Here is a 14,246-nt window from a genome sequence, read left to right as displayed (position 1 = left end):
AGGGTCACTCACCGGCCAGCAGCGCGACCGGGTCGAGGGTGTTCTCGCCCTTGGTCCAGTTGCACGGGCACAGCTCGTCCGTCTGCAGGGCGTCGAGCACCCGCAGAACCTCCTTGGGGTTACGGCCGACGGAGCCGGCGGTCACCATGGAGAACTGGATCTCGTTGTTCTGGTCGACGATGAAGACGGCGCGCTTGGCGAAGCCGTCCTCGCCCTCGATGCCGAGGTCACGCATGAGCTCGTGCTTCGAGTCGGCCATCATCGGGAAGGGCAGGTCACGCAGGTCCTCGTGGTCCTTGCGCCAGGCGTGGTGGACGAACTCGGAGTCGCCGGAGAAGCCGAGCACCTGGGCGTCACGGTCGGCGAACTCGCTGTTCAGCTTGCCGAAGGCGGCGATCTCGGTCGGGCACACGAAGGTGAAGTCCTTGGGCCACGCGAAGATGACCTTCCACTGACCCTCGTAGGTCTTGTGGTTGATCTGCTGGAACTCCTCGCCCTTCTCCAGCGAGACGCAGGCGGTCAGGTCGAACTCGGGGAACTTGTCACCAACAGTGAGCACGCGCTCTCCTTGCAGCGAGGAAACACCCCTTTTGAGGATGTATCCCATGGGTTGGACGCTGATGATGTTGGCACAGGCTGCATTGATTAGTGAAATAGCTACACTCGGTCGTGTTGATCGGTGTCAGCTATCAGTAGCAGTGAGTGAGAGGTATGGCCATGGTGAGCGCGAGCGGCTCGACGGGTCCCGTGGTTTCCCCGGGTGTGAAGGGCCCCCTCGGGAACGGGCCGCTCGACCCCAAGGGCTCCCTCGGCCCCAAGGGCTCCCTCGGTCCGAAGGGCTCCCTCGGCTCCAAGGGCAACGGGCGGCGGCAGCCCAGCCTCGCGCAGCTGCGGGCGTTCGCCGCCGTCGCGGAGCACCTGCACTTCCGGGACGCCGCCGCCGCGATCGGCATGAGCCAGCCCGCCCTGTCGGGTGCCGTCTCGGCCCTGGAGGAGACGCTCGGGGTGACCCTGCTGGAGCGTACGACCCGCAAGGTGCTCCTCTCGCCCGAGGGCGAGCGTCTCGCCGTACGCGCCAAGGCGGTGCTCGACGCGGTCGGGGCGCTGATGGAGGAGGCCGAGGCGGTGCGGGCGCCGTTCACGGGGGTGCTGCGGCTCGGAGTGATCCCCACCGTGGCGCCGTATCTGCTGCCGACCGTCCTGAAGCTGGTCCACGACCGCTACCCCGACCTCGATCTCCAGGTCCACGAGGAACAGACGGCCAACCTGCTGGACGGGCTCGCCGTCGGGCGGCTGGACCTGCTGCTGCTCGCGGTGCCGCTCGGCATGCCGGGCGTGGTCGAACTCCCCCTGTTCGACGAGGACTTCGTCCTGGTCACCCCGCTCGACCACTGGCTCGGCGGCCGGGAGGGGATCCCGCGCCAGGCGCTGCGCGAGCTGAACCTGCTACTGCTGGACGAGGGGCACTGCCTGCGCGACCAGGCGCTGGACATCTGCCGGGAGGCCGGCCGCGCCGACGCGCCGGTCACCACCACCGCCGCCGGACTCTCCACGCTGGTCCAGCTGGTGGCGGGCGGGCTCGGGGTGACCCTGCTGCCGCGCACCGCCGTCAAGGTCGAGACGAGCCGCAGCAACCAGCTCCTCACCGGGTACTTCGCGGATCCGGCGCCCACCCGGCAGATCGCGCTGGCGATGCGGGCGGGCGCCGCGCGGGGCGCCGAGTACGAGGAACTGGCCGCAGCGCTCAGGGACGCGCTGCGGCCCCTGCCCGTCCGGGTGCTGTGACCCGCGCCGGGCCCGGCCGGTGCTACTCGGTGCGCAGGCCGTCCGGTGGCAACCCGGCCGGTGCTATTCGGTGCGCAGGCCGTCCGGTCGCATCAGCCGCAGCAGCGGGGGCAGGCTCAGCGCCGTCACCAGCAGGACGACGCCCGCGCCGACGCCCGCCATCGACAGCACGCTCGGCCAGTCCACGGCCACCGAGGTCTCCGTCATCTTCAGCAGGACGGTGCCGAGGGTCAGGCCCACCGTGGTCGCGAGCAGCAGGCCGAGCGCGATCGGGATCGCGGTCTGCCACAGCACCGACAGGCTCAGCGTGCGGCGCCGGGTGCCGAAGGCGACCAGCGCCGACAGCAGCTTCTTGCGCTCGCGCAGTTGCTCCAGCTGCGAGACCAGCAGGCTCGCGCCGATCAGGACGAGGACACAGGTCGCGCCGACGAACAGACCCGTACGGATGGAGCTGAAGCGACCTGAACGCTCGCTCGCCGACCAGGAGTTGGCGTTCGTGAGCGGACCGAGCCCCGCTGCGGTGTTCCGTACGAGGTCGTGGACGTCCGGCACGGAGCCGTCGATCTTCAGGAAGAGCTGGCCCTCGACGGCCGGGGCCGCGTCCGCGGGCAGGGCGCCCGTGGTGATCAGCATTCCCCCGCGTTCCCAGCCCGTCGGGTCCTCGCGCGACCCGGCCCTCTTGAGGTGCGGGGGCACGGTCCAGGCGACCTGGTGGCGCTTGGGGCTGCCGTCGTAGGACGGGTCGATGTAGAGCGTCCGGCCGGACTTGCCCAGGTCCAGGGTCCCCCTGTCGTACTCGGCGCCCTCCACGGCGAAGACGTCGCCGTCGCGGCACGAGGGCAGCCGCGCCACCTCGCGCAGCGACGTGCAGTCGCCGACGGTCAGGTTCACGGACACGTCGGGGTTCCTGGCGCTGTCGCCCAGCGAGGCGAACGACAGCGGCGTCACGTGCCGCACCCCCCGCGTCCGTTCGAACCGCCCGGCGGCCTGGGCCACCGGGACGCCGTACGGCACGGTGATCTGCATCTGCGCACGCGAGAGGTCGTTGCGGGAGTCCTTGGTGTAGTCGTCCTCGACCCCGGCGAACAGCATCTGCAGGGCGATCGCGCCCGCCACCGCCACCGCGATGCCGTTGACCATGCGCGCCGCGCTGCCGCTGCTCAACTGGAGCCGCCGGACGGCCAGTTGCCAGGCGACCCCGCCCGAGTTCAGCCGGGCCACGACGGACTCGACGACCCAGGGCAGCAGTGCGGTCACGCCGACCAGCAGCAGGATGACACCGCCGACCACCATGTACTGGTTGAAGTCCCCGTTGTCCCGGCCCTGCCCGACCATCGGGTAGAGCAGCGCCAGTCCGCCCAGCGGCACCAGCAGCCGCCACCACAGCCGGCGCCGCGCGGGCCTGGCCGTGCGGACGACACCCAGGGGCTCGATGACGACCCCGCGCAGCGCGAGGAGGGTCACCGCGACCGCCGCGGCCGGGACGGTGACGGCGATCAGCGCCACCAGCGTGGGCGTCGGGCGGAGATCGCCCGGGAACACACTGATCTCGAACAGCTCGATCATCCCCGCGAGCCGGCGGCCCGCCAGGAAGAACCCGGCGCCGAGGACCAGTCCGACGAGTGCCCCCGCCAGGGCCTCGCCGGCCGCGATCCTGCGGGTCATCCGCCCGTCGGCGCCGACCAGGCGCAGCGCCGCGAGCCTGCGGTCGCGCCGTTCGCCGCCGAAGCGCACGGCCGCGGCGATGAAGACACCGACCGGCATCAGCAGCACCACGAAGACGATCAGGATGAGCAGCAGCAGGACGGGGTCGAGCCTCTCACCGCTCTGGCCCGTCGATCCGAACGAGTCGATGCGCTCGATCCGGACAGCCGTCGTGCGCTCCGTCCCGGAGAGGTCCTGGGAGCCCGCGTAGTAGACGAGTTCGTGCGGGCCGACCAGGCCCGTGTCGCCGACCGTGCCGCTGATCCGGTACGGCAGCCGCTCGCGCAGCAGCCTGCCCTCGCCGGACTTCAGGAGGCGGGCCAGGTCGGGCGAGACGACCATCTCGCCGGCCGCGGGGAACTTCCCCACCCCTGGCGGCAGCGGTGCGCGGACGCCCTCGGGCTGGAGCAGCCGCCCGCGCACGTCCTTGGACCGGAAGGTGGTGTCTGCGGTACCGATGAGCAGGGACTTGTCGCTCTTCTTGCCGACCACCGAGCTGTACGTCATGTCGTTGCGGGCGCGTTCCCGCTCGTGCCGGGAGTCGAGGGCGCTGGGGATCGCCGTGGTGAGCAGCAGCAGTGCCACCCCGAGTCCCACGCCGACCGCCGTCAGCAGGACGCGTCCCCAGCCCTCACGGCCGCCGGTGACCGCGAACCGGGCGCCCATGGCCAGGTCCCGGGTCCACTGGCGGGCGCTCATACGACGCGCTCCATGTCACGGGACCTGCCGTCGCGCACGACGATCTCGCGGTCGGAGTACGCGGCCACCCGGGCCTCGTGCGTGACGAGGACGACGGCCGCGTTGGTCGAGCGGGCCGCGTCCGTGAGCAGCTCCATCACGCGCTCGCCGTTGAGCGAGTCGAGCGCGCCCGTCGGCTCGTCCGCGAAGAGCACCCGCGGGCCGGTGACCAGCGAGCGGGCGACGGCGACCCGCTGCCCCTGGCCGCCGGAGACCTCGCCGGGCCGCTTGCCCGCGAGACCGTCGACCTCGAGGCGCTCCATCCACGACAGGGCGGTGCGCTCGGCCTCCTTGCGCCCGGTGCCGTTGAGCCGCAGCGGCAGCGCGACGTTCTCGACGCAGGTCAGCTCCGGGACGAGCTGCCCGAACTGGAACACGAACCCGAAGTCGCTGCGCCGCAGGGCACTGCGCTGGGCGTCGCTCATGCCGGCCATCTCCCGGCCGTCGTAGATGATGGAGCCCGAGTCGGGCGGCACGATGCCGGCGAGGCAGTGCAGCAGCGTGGACTTGCCGGAGCCGGAGGGGCCCATCACGGCGACGACCTCGCCCGGGTGGATGGAGAACTCGGCGCCGTCCAGGGCGGTGGTCGAGCCGTACGTCTTGCGGAGTTCCGTCGCCGTGAGCAGGGAACCGGCGGGAGGCGTCACCGGGTCACCGCCTCGGCGAGCTTGTCGAGCCTCGCCGCGGTGAGTTCGAGCCACCGCAGGTCGGCCTCCAGGTGGAACAGGGCGTGGTCGCAGATCAGCTGGTCCGCGAGGTCGCCCTTGCGCTTGCGGTCGGTCAGGATCCGCATCGTCCGCAGGTGCTCGGCGCGCTGCGTGTCGAGGATCTGCGCCGCGTCGCGGTGGGTGAGCAGCGCCAGGACGACCTTCGTGTACAGGGTCGACTGGAGGTACAGGTCCGGTGGTTCGGGGGTCGCGAGCCAGCGCTGGACATCGGTGATGCCCGCGTCGGTGATGGCGTACCGCTTGCGCTCCGGTCCGCCGCCCGCCTCGATCCCGTCGACCTCCACGAGGCCGTTCTTCAGCAGGCGGGACATCGTCGAGTAGACCTGGCCGTAGTGCAGCGACCGGTCGTGACCGAACTTTTCGTCGAAGGCCCGCTTCAGGTCGTAGCCGTGGCGGGGCCCGGACTCGAGGAGTCCCAGGAGTGTGTGACCGATGGACATGCGGAGCACTCTACACAGTGCGTATACACCCCGCGTATACACGTGGCGAACAGACCACGGCGGGGTGCGCTTTTGGCCAGGTCAGCGACGGATGTCACGGTTCCGTCACGGGGTTTCCCCGCCCCCGCCGCGTCACCGAGCTCGTCCTCGCCCGCCGGACGAACCGGAATTCCGGGGCGGGCCGGCGGGGATTCGCAACGCCGGACGGGCTGGAGCCGTTCAGCCCTCCGGCGTTCGAGGACGAGACCGTTCAGGCCGATGGGGTGGCCGTGGCGGGGCTGGGTTCTTCGGCCCGTCCTGGAGGTCCCGGCCCGTCCGGCGTTCGAGAACGAGCCCGGTCAGGCCGAAACGGCGGGCGTCACTCCTCCGGCTCCCCGGAGACAACCGGTGGACGCCCCCGGCGAGGAATCGGTCCCGCCGCCCCCGGCAGCCGCCCCGCCTCACCCAGCGCCCGCCGCAGCAGGAACTCGATCTGCGCGTTGGTGGACCGCAGTTCGTCCCCGGCCCAGCGGGCCAGCGCGTCATGGACGAGCGGGTCCAGCCGCAGCAGCACCTGCTTGCGCTGCTGCGGCCGACGCCGGGGCGCCCCTTCGGCGGGAGTCCCCTCCGCTGGAGCCGTCACTGGTAGAGGGACCCGGTGTTCAGCACGGGCTGCGCCGCGCGGTCCCCGCAGAGCACCACCATCAGGTTCGACACCATCGCCGCCTTCCGCTCGGAGTCCAGCTCGACGATCTCCCGTTCGGCGATGCGGGCGATCGCCGCCTCGACCATCCCGACGGCACCGTCGACGATCTGCCGCCGCGCCGCCACGACCGCCCCCGCCTGCTGGCGCTGGAGCATCGCCGACGCGATCTCGGGAGCGTACGCGAGATGCGTGAACCGCGACTCGATGATCTGGACGCCGGCGGCCTCCACGCGCGCGTGCAGCTCGACGGCGAGCTTCTCTGTGATCTCCTCCGCGTTGCCGCGCAGCGACAGGCCGTCCTCGTCGTGCGCGTCGTAGGGGTACTCGATGGCGATGTGCCGCACGGCCGCCTCGGTCTGGGTGGCGACGAACTCCAGGAAGTCGTCCACCTCGAAGCTGGCCTGCGCGGTGTCCTCGACCCTCCAGACCACGACCGCGGCGAGCTCGATCGGGTTGCCGTAGGCGTCGTTGACCTTGAGGACGGCGGTCTCGTGGTTGCGGACCCGGGTCGAGATCTTGGTCCTCGACGTCAGCGGGTTCACCCAGCGCAGACCGTCCTGCCGGATCGTCCCCCGGTACCGCCCGAAGAGCTGGACCACCCGGGCCTCGCCGGGCGCCACCATGTTCAGACCGCACATGGCGAAGAAGGCGGTTATGCCGATCAGGATGCCCCCGATGATCAGCGCGGCCTTGACGCCGGCGGCGGTGACCGTCGTGGCGCCGGCGATCAAGCCGACGGCCGCCAGGAGTCCGAGCAGCCCAAGCAGCAGCGCGAGAGCGCCGCCGATGCTGTGCGCGGCGAACTCCCGCACGCGCGGCGCGGGCATCTCCGGCAGGCCGGCGTCGGTCGTCGCGTCCGGCGCGGTGTCGTGTGCGGACATGGATGTCCCCCCGTTCCGTGCCGCGCGGCGCTCGTCCGGACGGCACTGGTTGTTAGCTCAGCTCTATCTAAGTGATAGCACTTTATAGCGTCCGGCAACCTTCTGTGTCCATGGATCGTCGTTTCTGTCGGGACGGGTGCTGATTCTCACGTCCGTAAAAGACCGGATCGGCTGCGCTTTGTCATACCGCGCGGTGTTAGCTTTCTGAGCTGACCTGAGCGGCGAACCTGTGTGACGCACGAGCACCGGCGCGACACAGGAGCACGGCACGACCACGCGACACGAGACCGAGCGGAGCGGACCGGACCCATGGGACGAGCGGAAGAGAGACGAGCGCGGCAGCGTGGTGGCCACCGCGCGGCGCCCCGGAGCTCGTCCGGGGCCAAGGGCACCCGCGGTGGCATACGCCGCTTCTTCACCTGGAAGAAGATCGTCGGCACGTTCTTCGGCCTGTGCCTGCTCGTCATGGCCGCGTTCGTCGTGCTGTACATGGTCGTCGACGTCCCCAAGGGCAACGCGTCCGCGAAGCTCCAGAGCAACGTCTACGAGTACAGCGACGGCACCGTCCTCGCGCGGACGGGCGACGTGAACCGCGAGATCGTCGACCTCGCCAAGGTCCCCAAGAAGGTCCAGCGCACCTTCGTCGCCGCCGAGAACAAGTCCTTCTACAAGGACTCGGGCGTCGACCTCAAGGGCACCGCCCGCGGAATCGTCAACACCCTCTCGGGCAAGGGCAAGCAGGGCGGCTCGACGATCACCCAGCAGTACGTCAAGAACTACTACCTGACCCAGGACCAGACCGTCACGCGCAAGCTGAAGGAACTGGTCATCTCGCTGAAGGTGGACCGCCAGAAGTCCAAGGACGCCATCCTCGCGGGCTACATCAACACCAGCTACTACGGCCGCGGCGCGTACGGCATCCAGGCGGCGGCGCAGGCCTACTACCGCGTCGACGCCGAGAAGCTCTCGGTGCGGCAGGGCGCGTACCTCGCCTCGCTGCTCCAGGCCCCGAGCCAGTACGACTGGGCGGTCGCCACCGACACCGGCAAGAAGCTGGTCAAGAACCGCTGGAACTACACCCTCGACAACATGGTCGAGCAGGGCTGGCTGGACCCGGCCAAGCGCCGGAGTCTCACGTTCCCCGAGCCGAGGGACCCCAAGGGCGCACCGGGCATGGAGGGCCAGACCGGCTACCTCGTCGACGCGGCCAACAAGGCGCTGATGAAGCAGCTCGTCGCCCAGGGCTCCGCCGTCAACCTGGAGGACGCCGAGGCGAAGGTCGAGGCGGGCGGCTGGACGCTCACCCTGAACATCGACAAGGAGAAGCAGGAGCAGCTGGAGAAGGCCGTCACGACGCAGCTGACCAGCAAGCTGAACGCCAAGAAGCGCCCGGTCGACGGCGATGTCCAGGCAGGTGCCGCGTCCGTGGACCCGAGGACGGGCAAGGTCCTCGCGCTGTACGGCGGCAAGAACTACGTCAAGCACTTCGTGAACAACGCGACCCGGCGCGACTACCAGCCGGCGTCGACCTTCAAGCCGCTGATCCTCGCCGCCGCCCTCGACCAGGGCGCCACGACACAGAACGGCAAGCCGATCACGGCGAGCACGGTCTACGACGGCACCAGCAGGCGCCCCGTCGTGGACAGCGGCGCCAAGGTCGGGTTCGCGCCCCCGAACGAGGACAACCACAGCTACGGCGACGTCACCGTCCAGACCGCGATGAACAAGTCCATCAACTCCGTCTTCGCGCAGATGGGCGTCGACGTCGGCATGGACGAGGTCCTGGAGACCGCCGGCGACCTGGGCATGGACACCGAAGACCTGCAGGCGGTGCCCGCGCAGACCCTGGGCACCATGGGCGCCAGCCCGCTGGAGATGGCCGGCGTCTACGCCACCCTCGACAACCACGGCAAGAAGGTCACCCCCGCCGTGGTGAAGTCGGCCGAGCACAAGGACTACGAGGTCACGATCCCGGCCGCGATCGGACAGCGGGTCATCAGCCGCGAGGCGGCCGACACCGTCACCTCCGTGCTGACCGGCGTGGTCGACGACGGTACGGCCCAGGTGTCGGTCGCCCAGGCGGTGGACCGCAACGGCCAGCAGGTCGCCGGCAAGACGGGCACGTCCGACAACAACAAGTCCGCCTGGTTCACCGGTTACACGCCGACCCTGGTCACCTCGGTGGGCCTCTTCGGCGAGGACGCCAAGAACCAGACGCAGGTCTCCCTCAAGGGCGCCACGGGTCTCCTCCCGGGCAGCGGCCGCGTCAACGGCGGTGGTTACCCCGCGCAGATCTGGGCCTCGTACACCTTCGCCGCCATGGGCAGGGTGACCGCGTTCGACCTGGAGACCACCCAGGGCGCGGCCGTCCCGCCGACCGAGACGCCGACGCCGACTCCGACGCCCAGCGAGACGCCGTCGGCGACGCCGCCGACGAAGAAGCCGACGCCGACTCCGACGCCCAGCGACAGCGCGACCCCGTCGGAGAAGCCCTCCACCAAGCCCACGACCAAGCAGCCGGTCACACCGAGTCCGACGACCAGTGAGGAAGTGCCGGAGGACCCGTTGCGGCCCGACGACGACCGCTGACCACGCGAGGAGGGCGCCCGGCCGGCCGGCCGGGCGCCCTCCTCGTACGCGTGCCCGCGGTGCCGCCGGGCCTCGGGCTCAGCTGCGGTTCAGCTCGAACCAGACGACCTTTCCGGTGCTGAGCCTGGTCGCGCCCCACCGCCGGGCCAGCCGGTTCACCAGATAGAGGCCGCGTCCGCCCTCGTCCGTGGCGCGTGCCTGGCGCAGCCGCGGCAGCTGCGGCACGTCGTCGCCGACCTCGCAGCGCAGCACGTCGGTGCGCAGCAACCGCAGGGTCACCGGCCGCGAGGCGTAGCGCACGGCGTTGGTCACGACCTCGCTGACGAGCAGCTCCACGGAGTCGCTCATGTCCTCGAGACCCCAGCGGGACAGTGCGCGGCGGGCGAGCCGTCGGGCCCGCCCGGGTGCCGAGTCCTCCGGATCCAGCGTCCAGTACGCCACGTCGCTCGGCGCGATGCCGTCGAACCGGGCGGCGAGCAGGGCGATGTCGTCGTCCCGGTCGCCCGGGCCGAGCATGTCGAGCACCTCGTCGCAGAGCGCCTCCAGCGGCGGCGGATGGTCGGGGCCGGTCAGCTGGGCGGTGGCGGCGAGCCGCTCGCGCAGCTGTTCTATCCCGGTCCACACGTCCCGCAGCCGGGACTCCACCAGGCCGTCCGTGTACAGGAACAGCGTGGCCCCGGCGGGCGCGTCCAGCTCGACCGCCTCGAAGTCCACCCCGCCCACGCCGATCGGGGCGCCCGGCGGCACCCGCAGCACCTCGGCCCGGCCGCCCAGGTGCAGCAGCACCGGCGGCGGATGGCCCGCGTTGGCGATGGTGATCCGGTGCGCGACCGGGTCGTAGACGGCGTACAGGCAGGTCGCCATGCGGTCGGTGCCCAGCCGCTGGGCCTGCTCGTCCAGGTGGTGCAGCACCTCCTGGGGCGGCAGGTCGAGCCCGGCGAGGGTCTGCGCGGTGGTGCGCAGCTGGCCCATGATCGCCGCGGACGTCATCGAGTGCCCCATGACGTCGCCGACGACGAGCGCGACGCGGCTGCCCGGCAGGGGAATCGCGTCGTACCAGTCGCCGCCCACCCGGGCCGTCTCGGCGGCCGGCAGATAGCGGGACGCCAGCCGCACACCCGTGGGCCGCGGCAGGGTCTCGGGCAGCATCGTGCGCTGCAGCTCGTCGGCGATGTACGCCTCGCGGCCGTACAGCACCGCCTTGTCGATGCCGAGCGCGCTGTGCGTGGCGAGCTGGGCTGCGACCAGCAGGTCGTCGGTCTCGAAGGCCATGCGCTCAGGGCGGCGCAGGAACAGCGCCGCACCGATCACCCGGCGGCGACCCCGCAGCGGCGCCAGGATGGCGCGCTGGCCGCCCGGCACGTAGACGTCGTCGCCGAGCAGTTCGGGCAGCGCGGCCCGGGCGGCGGGCGCGTCCGCGAAGACGGGCCGCACCCCGCGCAGCACCTCGGCCAGGGCGCCGCCGGGACGCACCTCGCACAGTTCCGCGGTCGTCGTGGACAGGTCGCTCGGCTCGGGCTGGAGCGCGGCGATGAAGCCGCCCTCGGTGTCCCGCTCCTCGGGAATCCGGTCGGTGCGCCGCAGCCGCAGCACGACGGGGCCGGTGGGCCGCTCGTCGCCCACCGGCAGCGGGTCGCGCAGATAGACGAGGATCGCGTCCGAGAAGGTCGGCACGGTCGCCCGGCACAGGCCCATCACGATCTCGTCGAGGTCTATGCCGCGGGCGATCCGCCGGGTCGCGGCGCCCACGAAGCGCAGCCGGTCACCGTCACGGCGCATCGGCATGGGACCGCTCGGCGGCAGGCCCTGGCCGGTACGCCGGTCCTTGCCGCCGGGGGCCGCGGGCGTCCGCTGCTGCTCGCCGCCCGGCTGGACCGGAATGCTCTCCGGAGCGGGGCGGGGGCGGTGCGGGTCCTGCTCGGCGGCGGAGGGCTGTGTGTGCTCGGGGCCGGACGGCGCGGGCGCGGGCGCACCCGGGCCGGTCTGGGCGTCGCCCGTGCGGGCCTGGGCCGGTAATGCCGAGGGGCCGTGGGCGTCGCCGCGGTCGTACGGAGCCACGGCCGGGACAGTGCCCGGCTGCTCCGGGGTACGCAGGAGCGCCCCGCGGGGGTCCGCGGGGGAGGGCGGCCGGCCGGCGCTGGGCCGGTGGCGCTCGTGCGAGGTCGGGTGCTCCGTCACGCGTGTCGCATCCATCCGTCCGGGGCTGCGCGCCGTGCGCGCAGTTCGTCCCGCAGAAGTGCCGATACCCGGAATACGTGTCCCGGGAACGCACTTTCCGCGTCATGAGGAACGGACCGGCCGGCGACCGGCGCGGACAGCCCGTCCGGTCGCCCGCAGGCCGTACCCGTGTGGCTCTCGTACCCCTCGCTCACGTCCTGCCGCCCCTCGGTGACGTATGACCAAGCCCGGTGCTTGCTGTGGCAGTTGCCGCTGCGCGTCCTCCCGTCACCGGCCACCACCCCTCAACGACGGTGCGGGGCACCGGCCTTGACCGATTTGATGCGGAGGACGATCCTACGTTTGTACCACGGGGGCGCATCAAGGGTCTCACGTGGACACGTGCGCGGGCGTACGGTCCCAGTCGTCCGGCAGTGAGGGTACGCCCCATGCCGGGTCCGGGCGCCAGTGCTGCCAGCCGTCCGAGAACGGCGGGCCCCACGCGCGGATCACCTCCACCGCGGAGCGTCCCGTCCGCCTCACCTGCTCCGCCAGTTGAGTATCCATCAGACCGGCCCGCTGCGCCTGTGCGAACTCGTCCTCGTCGAGCCAGCGCCAGGTGCGGTCCGGGTGGACGGCGATGTCCAGGAAGTGGTCGCGGGAGTCGACGCCGCCGGACCAGCGCGCGAGCGGCTCCTCCAGGTTCACGTACCAGTTCTTGAACCGCCAGCCCGGCTCCCAGAACAGCCACACCGACCAGGCGTCGCCCGGACGCGCCAACTTCAGTACGCCGGTGCCGGACCAGCGGTCGCGCCGTACCGCCCGCGGCTTGGTGTAACGCGACTCCAGCGGCTCGGAGTGCACCGGCGTGCCGTCGGCGAGCACCGGCTTCACACACTCCGTGCCGGGAGCCATCCACACGGCGAGCAGGTCACCGTCGTCCTGGACGACGGTGACGGGGCGGCAGATGTGGAAGCGCTCGCCGGCGTTCTCCCGGTACCGCCACAGGATCGGGGTCCCGGGGGCCCAGTGCGCCGTCGGTCCGCCCGTTTCCGCTCGTCTCACCGCTCCGCCGTCTGCCATGAACAGATATTAGGTGCCGCAGGCATACGACGCTGCGGTGTGCGTCACGGTCCACGCGGGGGCCCGGCTGTCACGGATGCGTCATCCGCAGCACGTCGAGCGCCTCGTCGAGCTGCTCGCGCGTGAGGTCGCCGCGCTCCACGTAGCCGTTCTCCAGGACGACCTGGCGGATCGTCTTCTGCTCGGCCAGGGCCTTCTTGGCGACCTTGGCCGCCTCCTCGTACCCGATGTACTTGTTGAGCGGCGTCACGACCGAGGGCGACGACTCGGCGTACTCACGGGCGCGTTCGCGGTTCGCGGTGATGCCGTCGACCGTCCGGTCGGCCAGCAGGCGCGCGACGTTGGCGAGCAGCCGGACGGACTCCAGCACGTTCTTGGCGATGACCGGAAGCATCACGTTCAGCTCGAAGTTCCCGGCGGCGCCCGCCGCGGCCACGGTCGCGTCGTTGCCCGTCACCTGGGCGGCGACCATCAGCACGGCCTCCGGGATGACCGGATTCACCTTCCCCGGCATGATCGAGGACCCCGGCTGGAGGTCGGGCAGGTTGATCTCCGCGAGCCCGGTCCGCGGCCCGGAAGCCATCCACCGCAGGTCGTTGGCGATCTTCGTCAGTCCGACGGCGATCGTCCGCAGCTGCCCGCTGGTCTCGACGATGCCGTCCCGCGCGCCCTGCGCCTCGAAGTGGTCGCGTGCCTCGGTGAGCGGCAGCCCGGTCGTCCGGGCGACCTCCTCGATCACCGCGGCCGCGAACCCGGCCGGGGTGTTGATGCCCGTGCCCACGGCCGTGCCGCCGAGGGGCAGTTCGGCCAGCCTCGGCAGCGAGGACCGCAGCCGCTCGACCCCGTACCGCACCTGCGCCGCGTAACCGCCGAACTCCTGGCCCAGGGTCACCGGCGTCGCGTCCATCAGGTGCGTACGCCCGGACTTGACCACGTCCGCGAACTCCTCGGACTTGCGCCCGAGGGAGGCGGCGAGATGCTCCAGGGCCGGGACGAGGTCGCGCGTGACGGCGGCGGTCGCCGCGATGTGGATGCTGGAGGGGAAGACGTCGTTGGACGACTGCGAGGCGTTCACGTGGTCGTTCGGGTGCACGTCCCGGCCCAGCCGCTCGGTGGCGAGCGTGGCGATGACCTCGTTGGTGTTCATGTTGGACGACGTGCCGGACCCCGTCTGGAAGACGTCCACGGGGAAGTGCTCGTCCCAGCGTCCCTCGGCCACCTCGGCCGCGGCGTCCCCGATGGCCTCGGCGACGTCCTTGTCGAGCACCCCCAGTTCGGCGTTCACCTTCGCGGCGGCCGCCTTGATCCGGGCGAGGGCCTCGATGTGGGCGCGCTCCAGATGCTGCCCGGAGATAGGGAAGTTCTCCACGGCCCGCTGCGTCTGGGCCCGCCACTTGGCGTGCGCCGGGACGCGGACCTCTCCCATGGAGTCGTGCTCGATGCGGTAGTCACTCAT

At 71.4% G+C, this 14,246-nt stretch carries 11 protein-coding genes; 2 read left to right on the top strand and 9 right to left on the bottom strand.

Features of this window, described 5'->3' with window-relative positions:
• Positions 1-4: 4 nt before the first annotated feature.
• A complete protein-coding gene (locus tag AC0ZLC_RS15375) occupies positions 5-559 on the bottom strand; it encodes a peroxiredoxin (RefSeq protein WP_476752499.1) in 555 nt (184 codons plus the stop codon).
• A gap of 152 nt (positions 560-711) precedes the next feature.
• Between AC0ZLC_RS15375 and AC0ZLC_RS15370 the strand changes: the two genes are divergently transcribed.
• Positions 712-1,785, top strand: a complete 1,074-nt coding sequence (locus tag AC0ZLC_RS15370) for a LysR substrate-binding domain-containing protein (protein WP_476752498.1) — start codon at positions 712-714, stop codon at positions 1,783-1,785.
• A gap of 63 nt (positions 1,786-1,848) precedes the next feature.
• Here AC0ZLC_RS15370 and AC0ZLC_RS15365 read toward each other — a convergent pair whose 3' ends face one another.
• The 5 genes from AC0ZLC_RS15365 to AC0ZLC_RS15345 form a co-directional block, all read right to left on the bottom strand.
• Positions 1,849-4,188 (bottom strand): ABC transporter permease, encoded by a 2,340-nt coding sequence (locus tag AC0ZLC_RS15365; RefSeq protein ID WP_476752497.1) that lies wholly within the window; start codon positions 4,186-4,188, stop codon positions 1,849-1,851.
• Positions 4,185-4,874 carry an ABC transporter ATP-binding protein gene (locus tag AC0ZLC_RS15360; protein WP_476752496.1) on the bottom strand — a complete coding sequence of 230 codons (690 nt, stop codon included), beginning with the start codon at positions 4,872-4,874 and terminating at the stop codon, positions 4,185-4,187. The genes AC0ZLC_RS15365 and AC0ZLC_RS15360 overlap by 4 nt, the downstream gene beginning before the upstream one ends.
• Positions 4,871-5,395 (bottom strand): PadR family transcriptional regulator, encoded by a 525-nt coding sequence (locus AC0ZLC_RS15355; protein ID WP_476752495.1) that lies wholly within the window; start codon positions 5,393-5,395, stop codon positions 4,871-4,873. Before AC0ZLC_RS15355 ends, AC0ZLC_RS15360 begins: the two co-directional genes overlap by 4 nt.
• A gap of 358 nt (positions 5,396-5,753) precedes the next feature.
• Complete coding sequence (locus tag AC0ZLC_RS15350) at positions 5,754-6,017, bottom strand: type II toxin-antitoxin system antitoxin (RefSeq protein ID WP_476752494.1); 264 nt, start codon at positions 6,015-6,017, stop codon at positions 5,754-5,756.
• A complete protein-coding gene (locus tag AC0ZLC_RS15345) occupies positions 6,014-6,961 on the bottom strand; it encodes an SPFH domain-containing protein (protein ID WP_476752493.1) in 948 nt (315 codons plus the stop codon). Before AC0ZLC_RS15345 ends, AC0ZLC_RS15350 begins: the two co-directional genes overlap by 4 nt.
• Positions 6,962-7,270: 309 nt before the next feature.
• Between AC0ZLC_RS15345 and AC0ZLC_RS15340 the strand changes: the two genes are divergently transcribed.
• On the top strand, positions 7,271-9,550 hold the full coding sequence (locus AC0ZLC_RS15340; protein WP_476752492.1) for a transglycosylase domain-containing protein: 2,280 nt from the start codon (positions 7,271-7,273) through the stop codon (positions 9,548-9,550).
• 78 nt (positions 9,551-9,628) lie between these two features.
• On the opposite strand, the gene AC0ZLC_RS15335 is transcribed toward AC0ZLC_RS15340, so the two are convergent.
• The 3 genes from AC0ZLC_RS15335 to AC0ZLC_RS15325 all read right to left on the bottom strand — a co-directional run bounded on the left by AC0ZLC_RS15335 (position 9,629) and on the right by AC0ZLC_RS15325 (position 14,246).
• Positions 9,629-11,728: a SpoIIE family protein phosphatase gene (locus AC0ZLC_RS15335; RefSeq protein ID WP_476752491.1), complete on the bottom strand. Its 2,100-nt coding sequence runs from the start codon at positions 11,726-11,728 to the stop codon at positions 9,629-9,631.
• A gap of 369 nt (positions 11,729-12,097) precedes the next feature.
• Complete coding sequence (fomD, locus tag AC0ZLC_RS15330; protein ID WP_476752490.1) at positions 12,098-12,790, bottom strand: cytidylyl-2-hydroxypropylphosphonate hydrolase; 693 nt, start codon at positions 12,788-12,790, stop codon at positions 12,098-12,100.
• Between the two features lie 70 nt (positions 12,791-12,860).
• Entirely contained in the window at positions 12,861-14,246 is a 1,386-nt protein-coding gene (locus tag AC0ZLC_RS15325; protein ID WP_476752489.1) for a class II fumarate hydratase, read from the bottom strand.

The sequence above is a fragment of the Streptomyces sp. GLSS-08 genome (assembly GCF_056387915.1).
The sequence above is the reverse complement of the archived record's forward strand: the minus strand, read 5'-3'. Positions and strand labels throughout refer to the sequence as shown.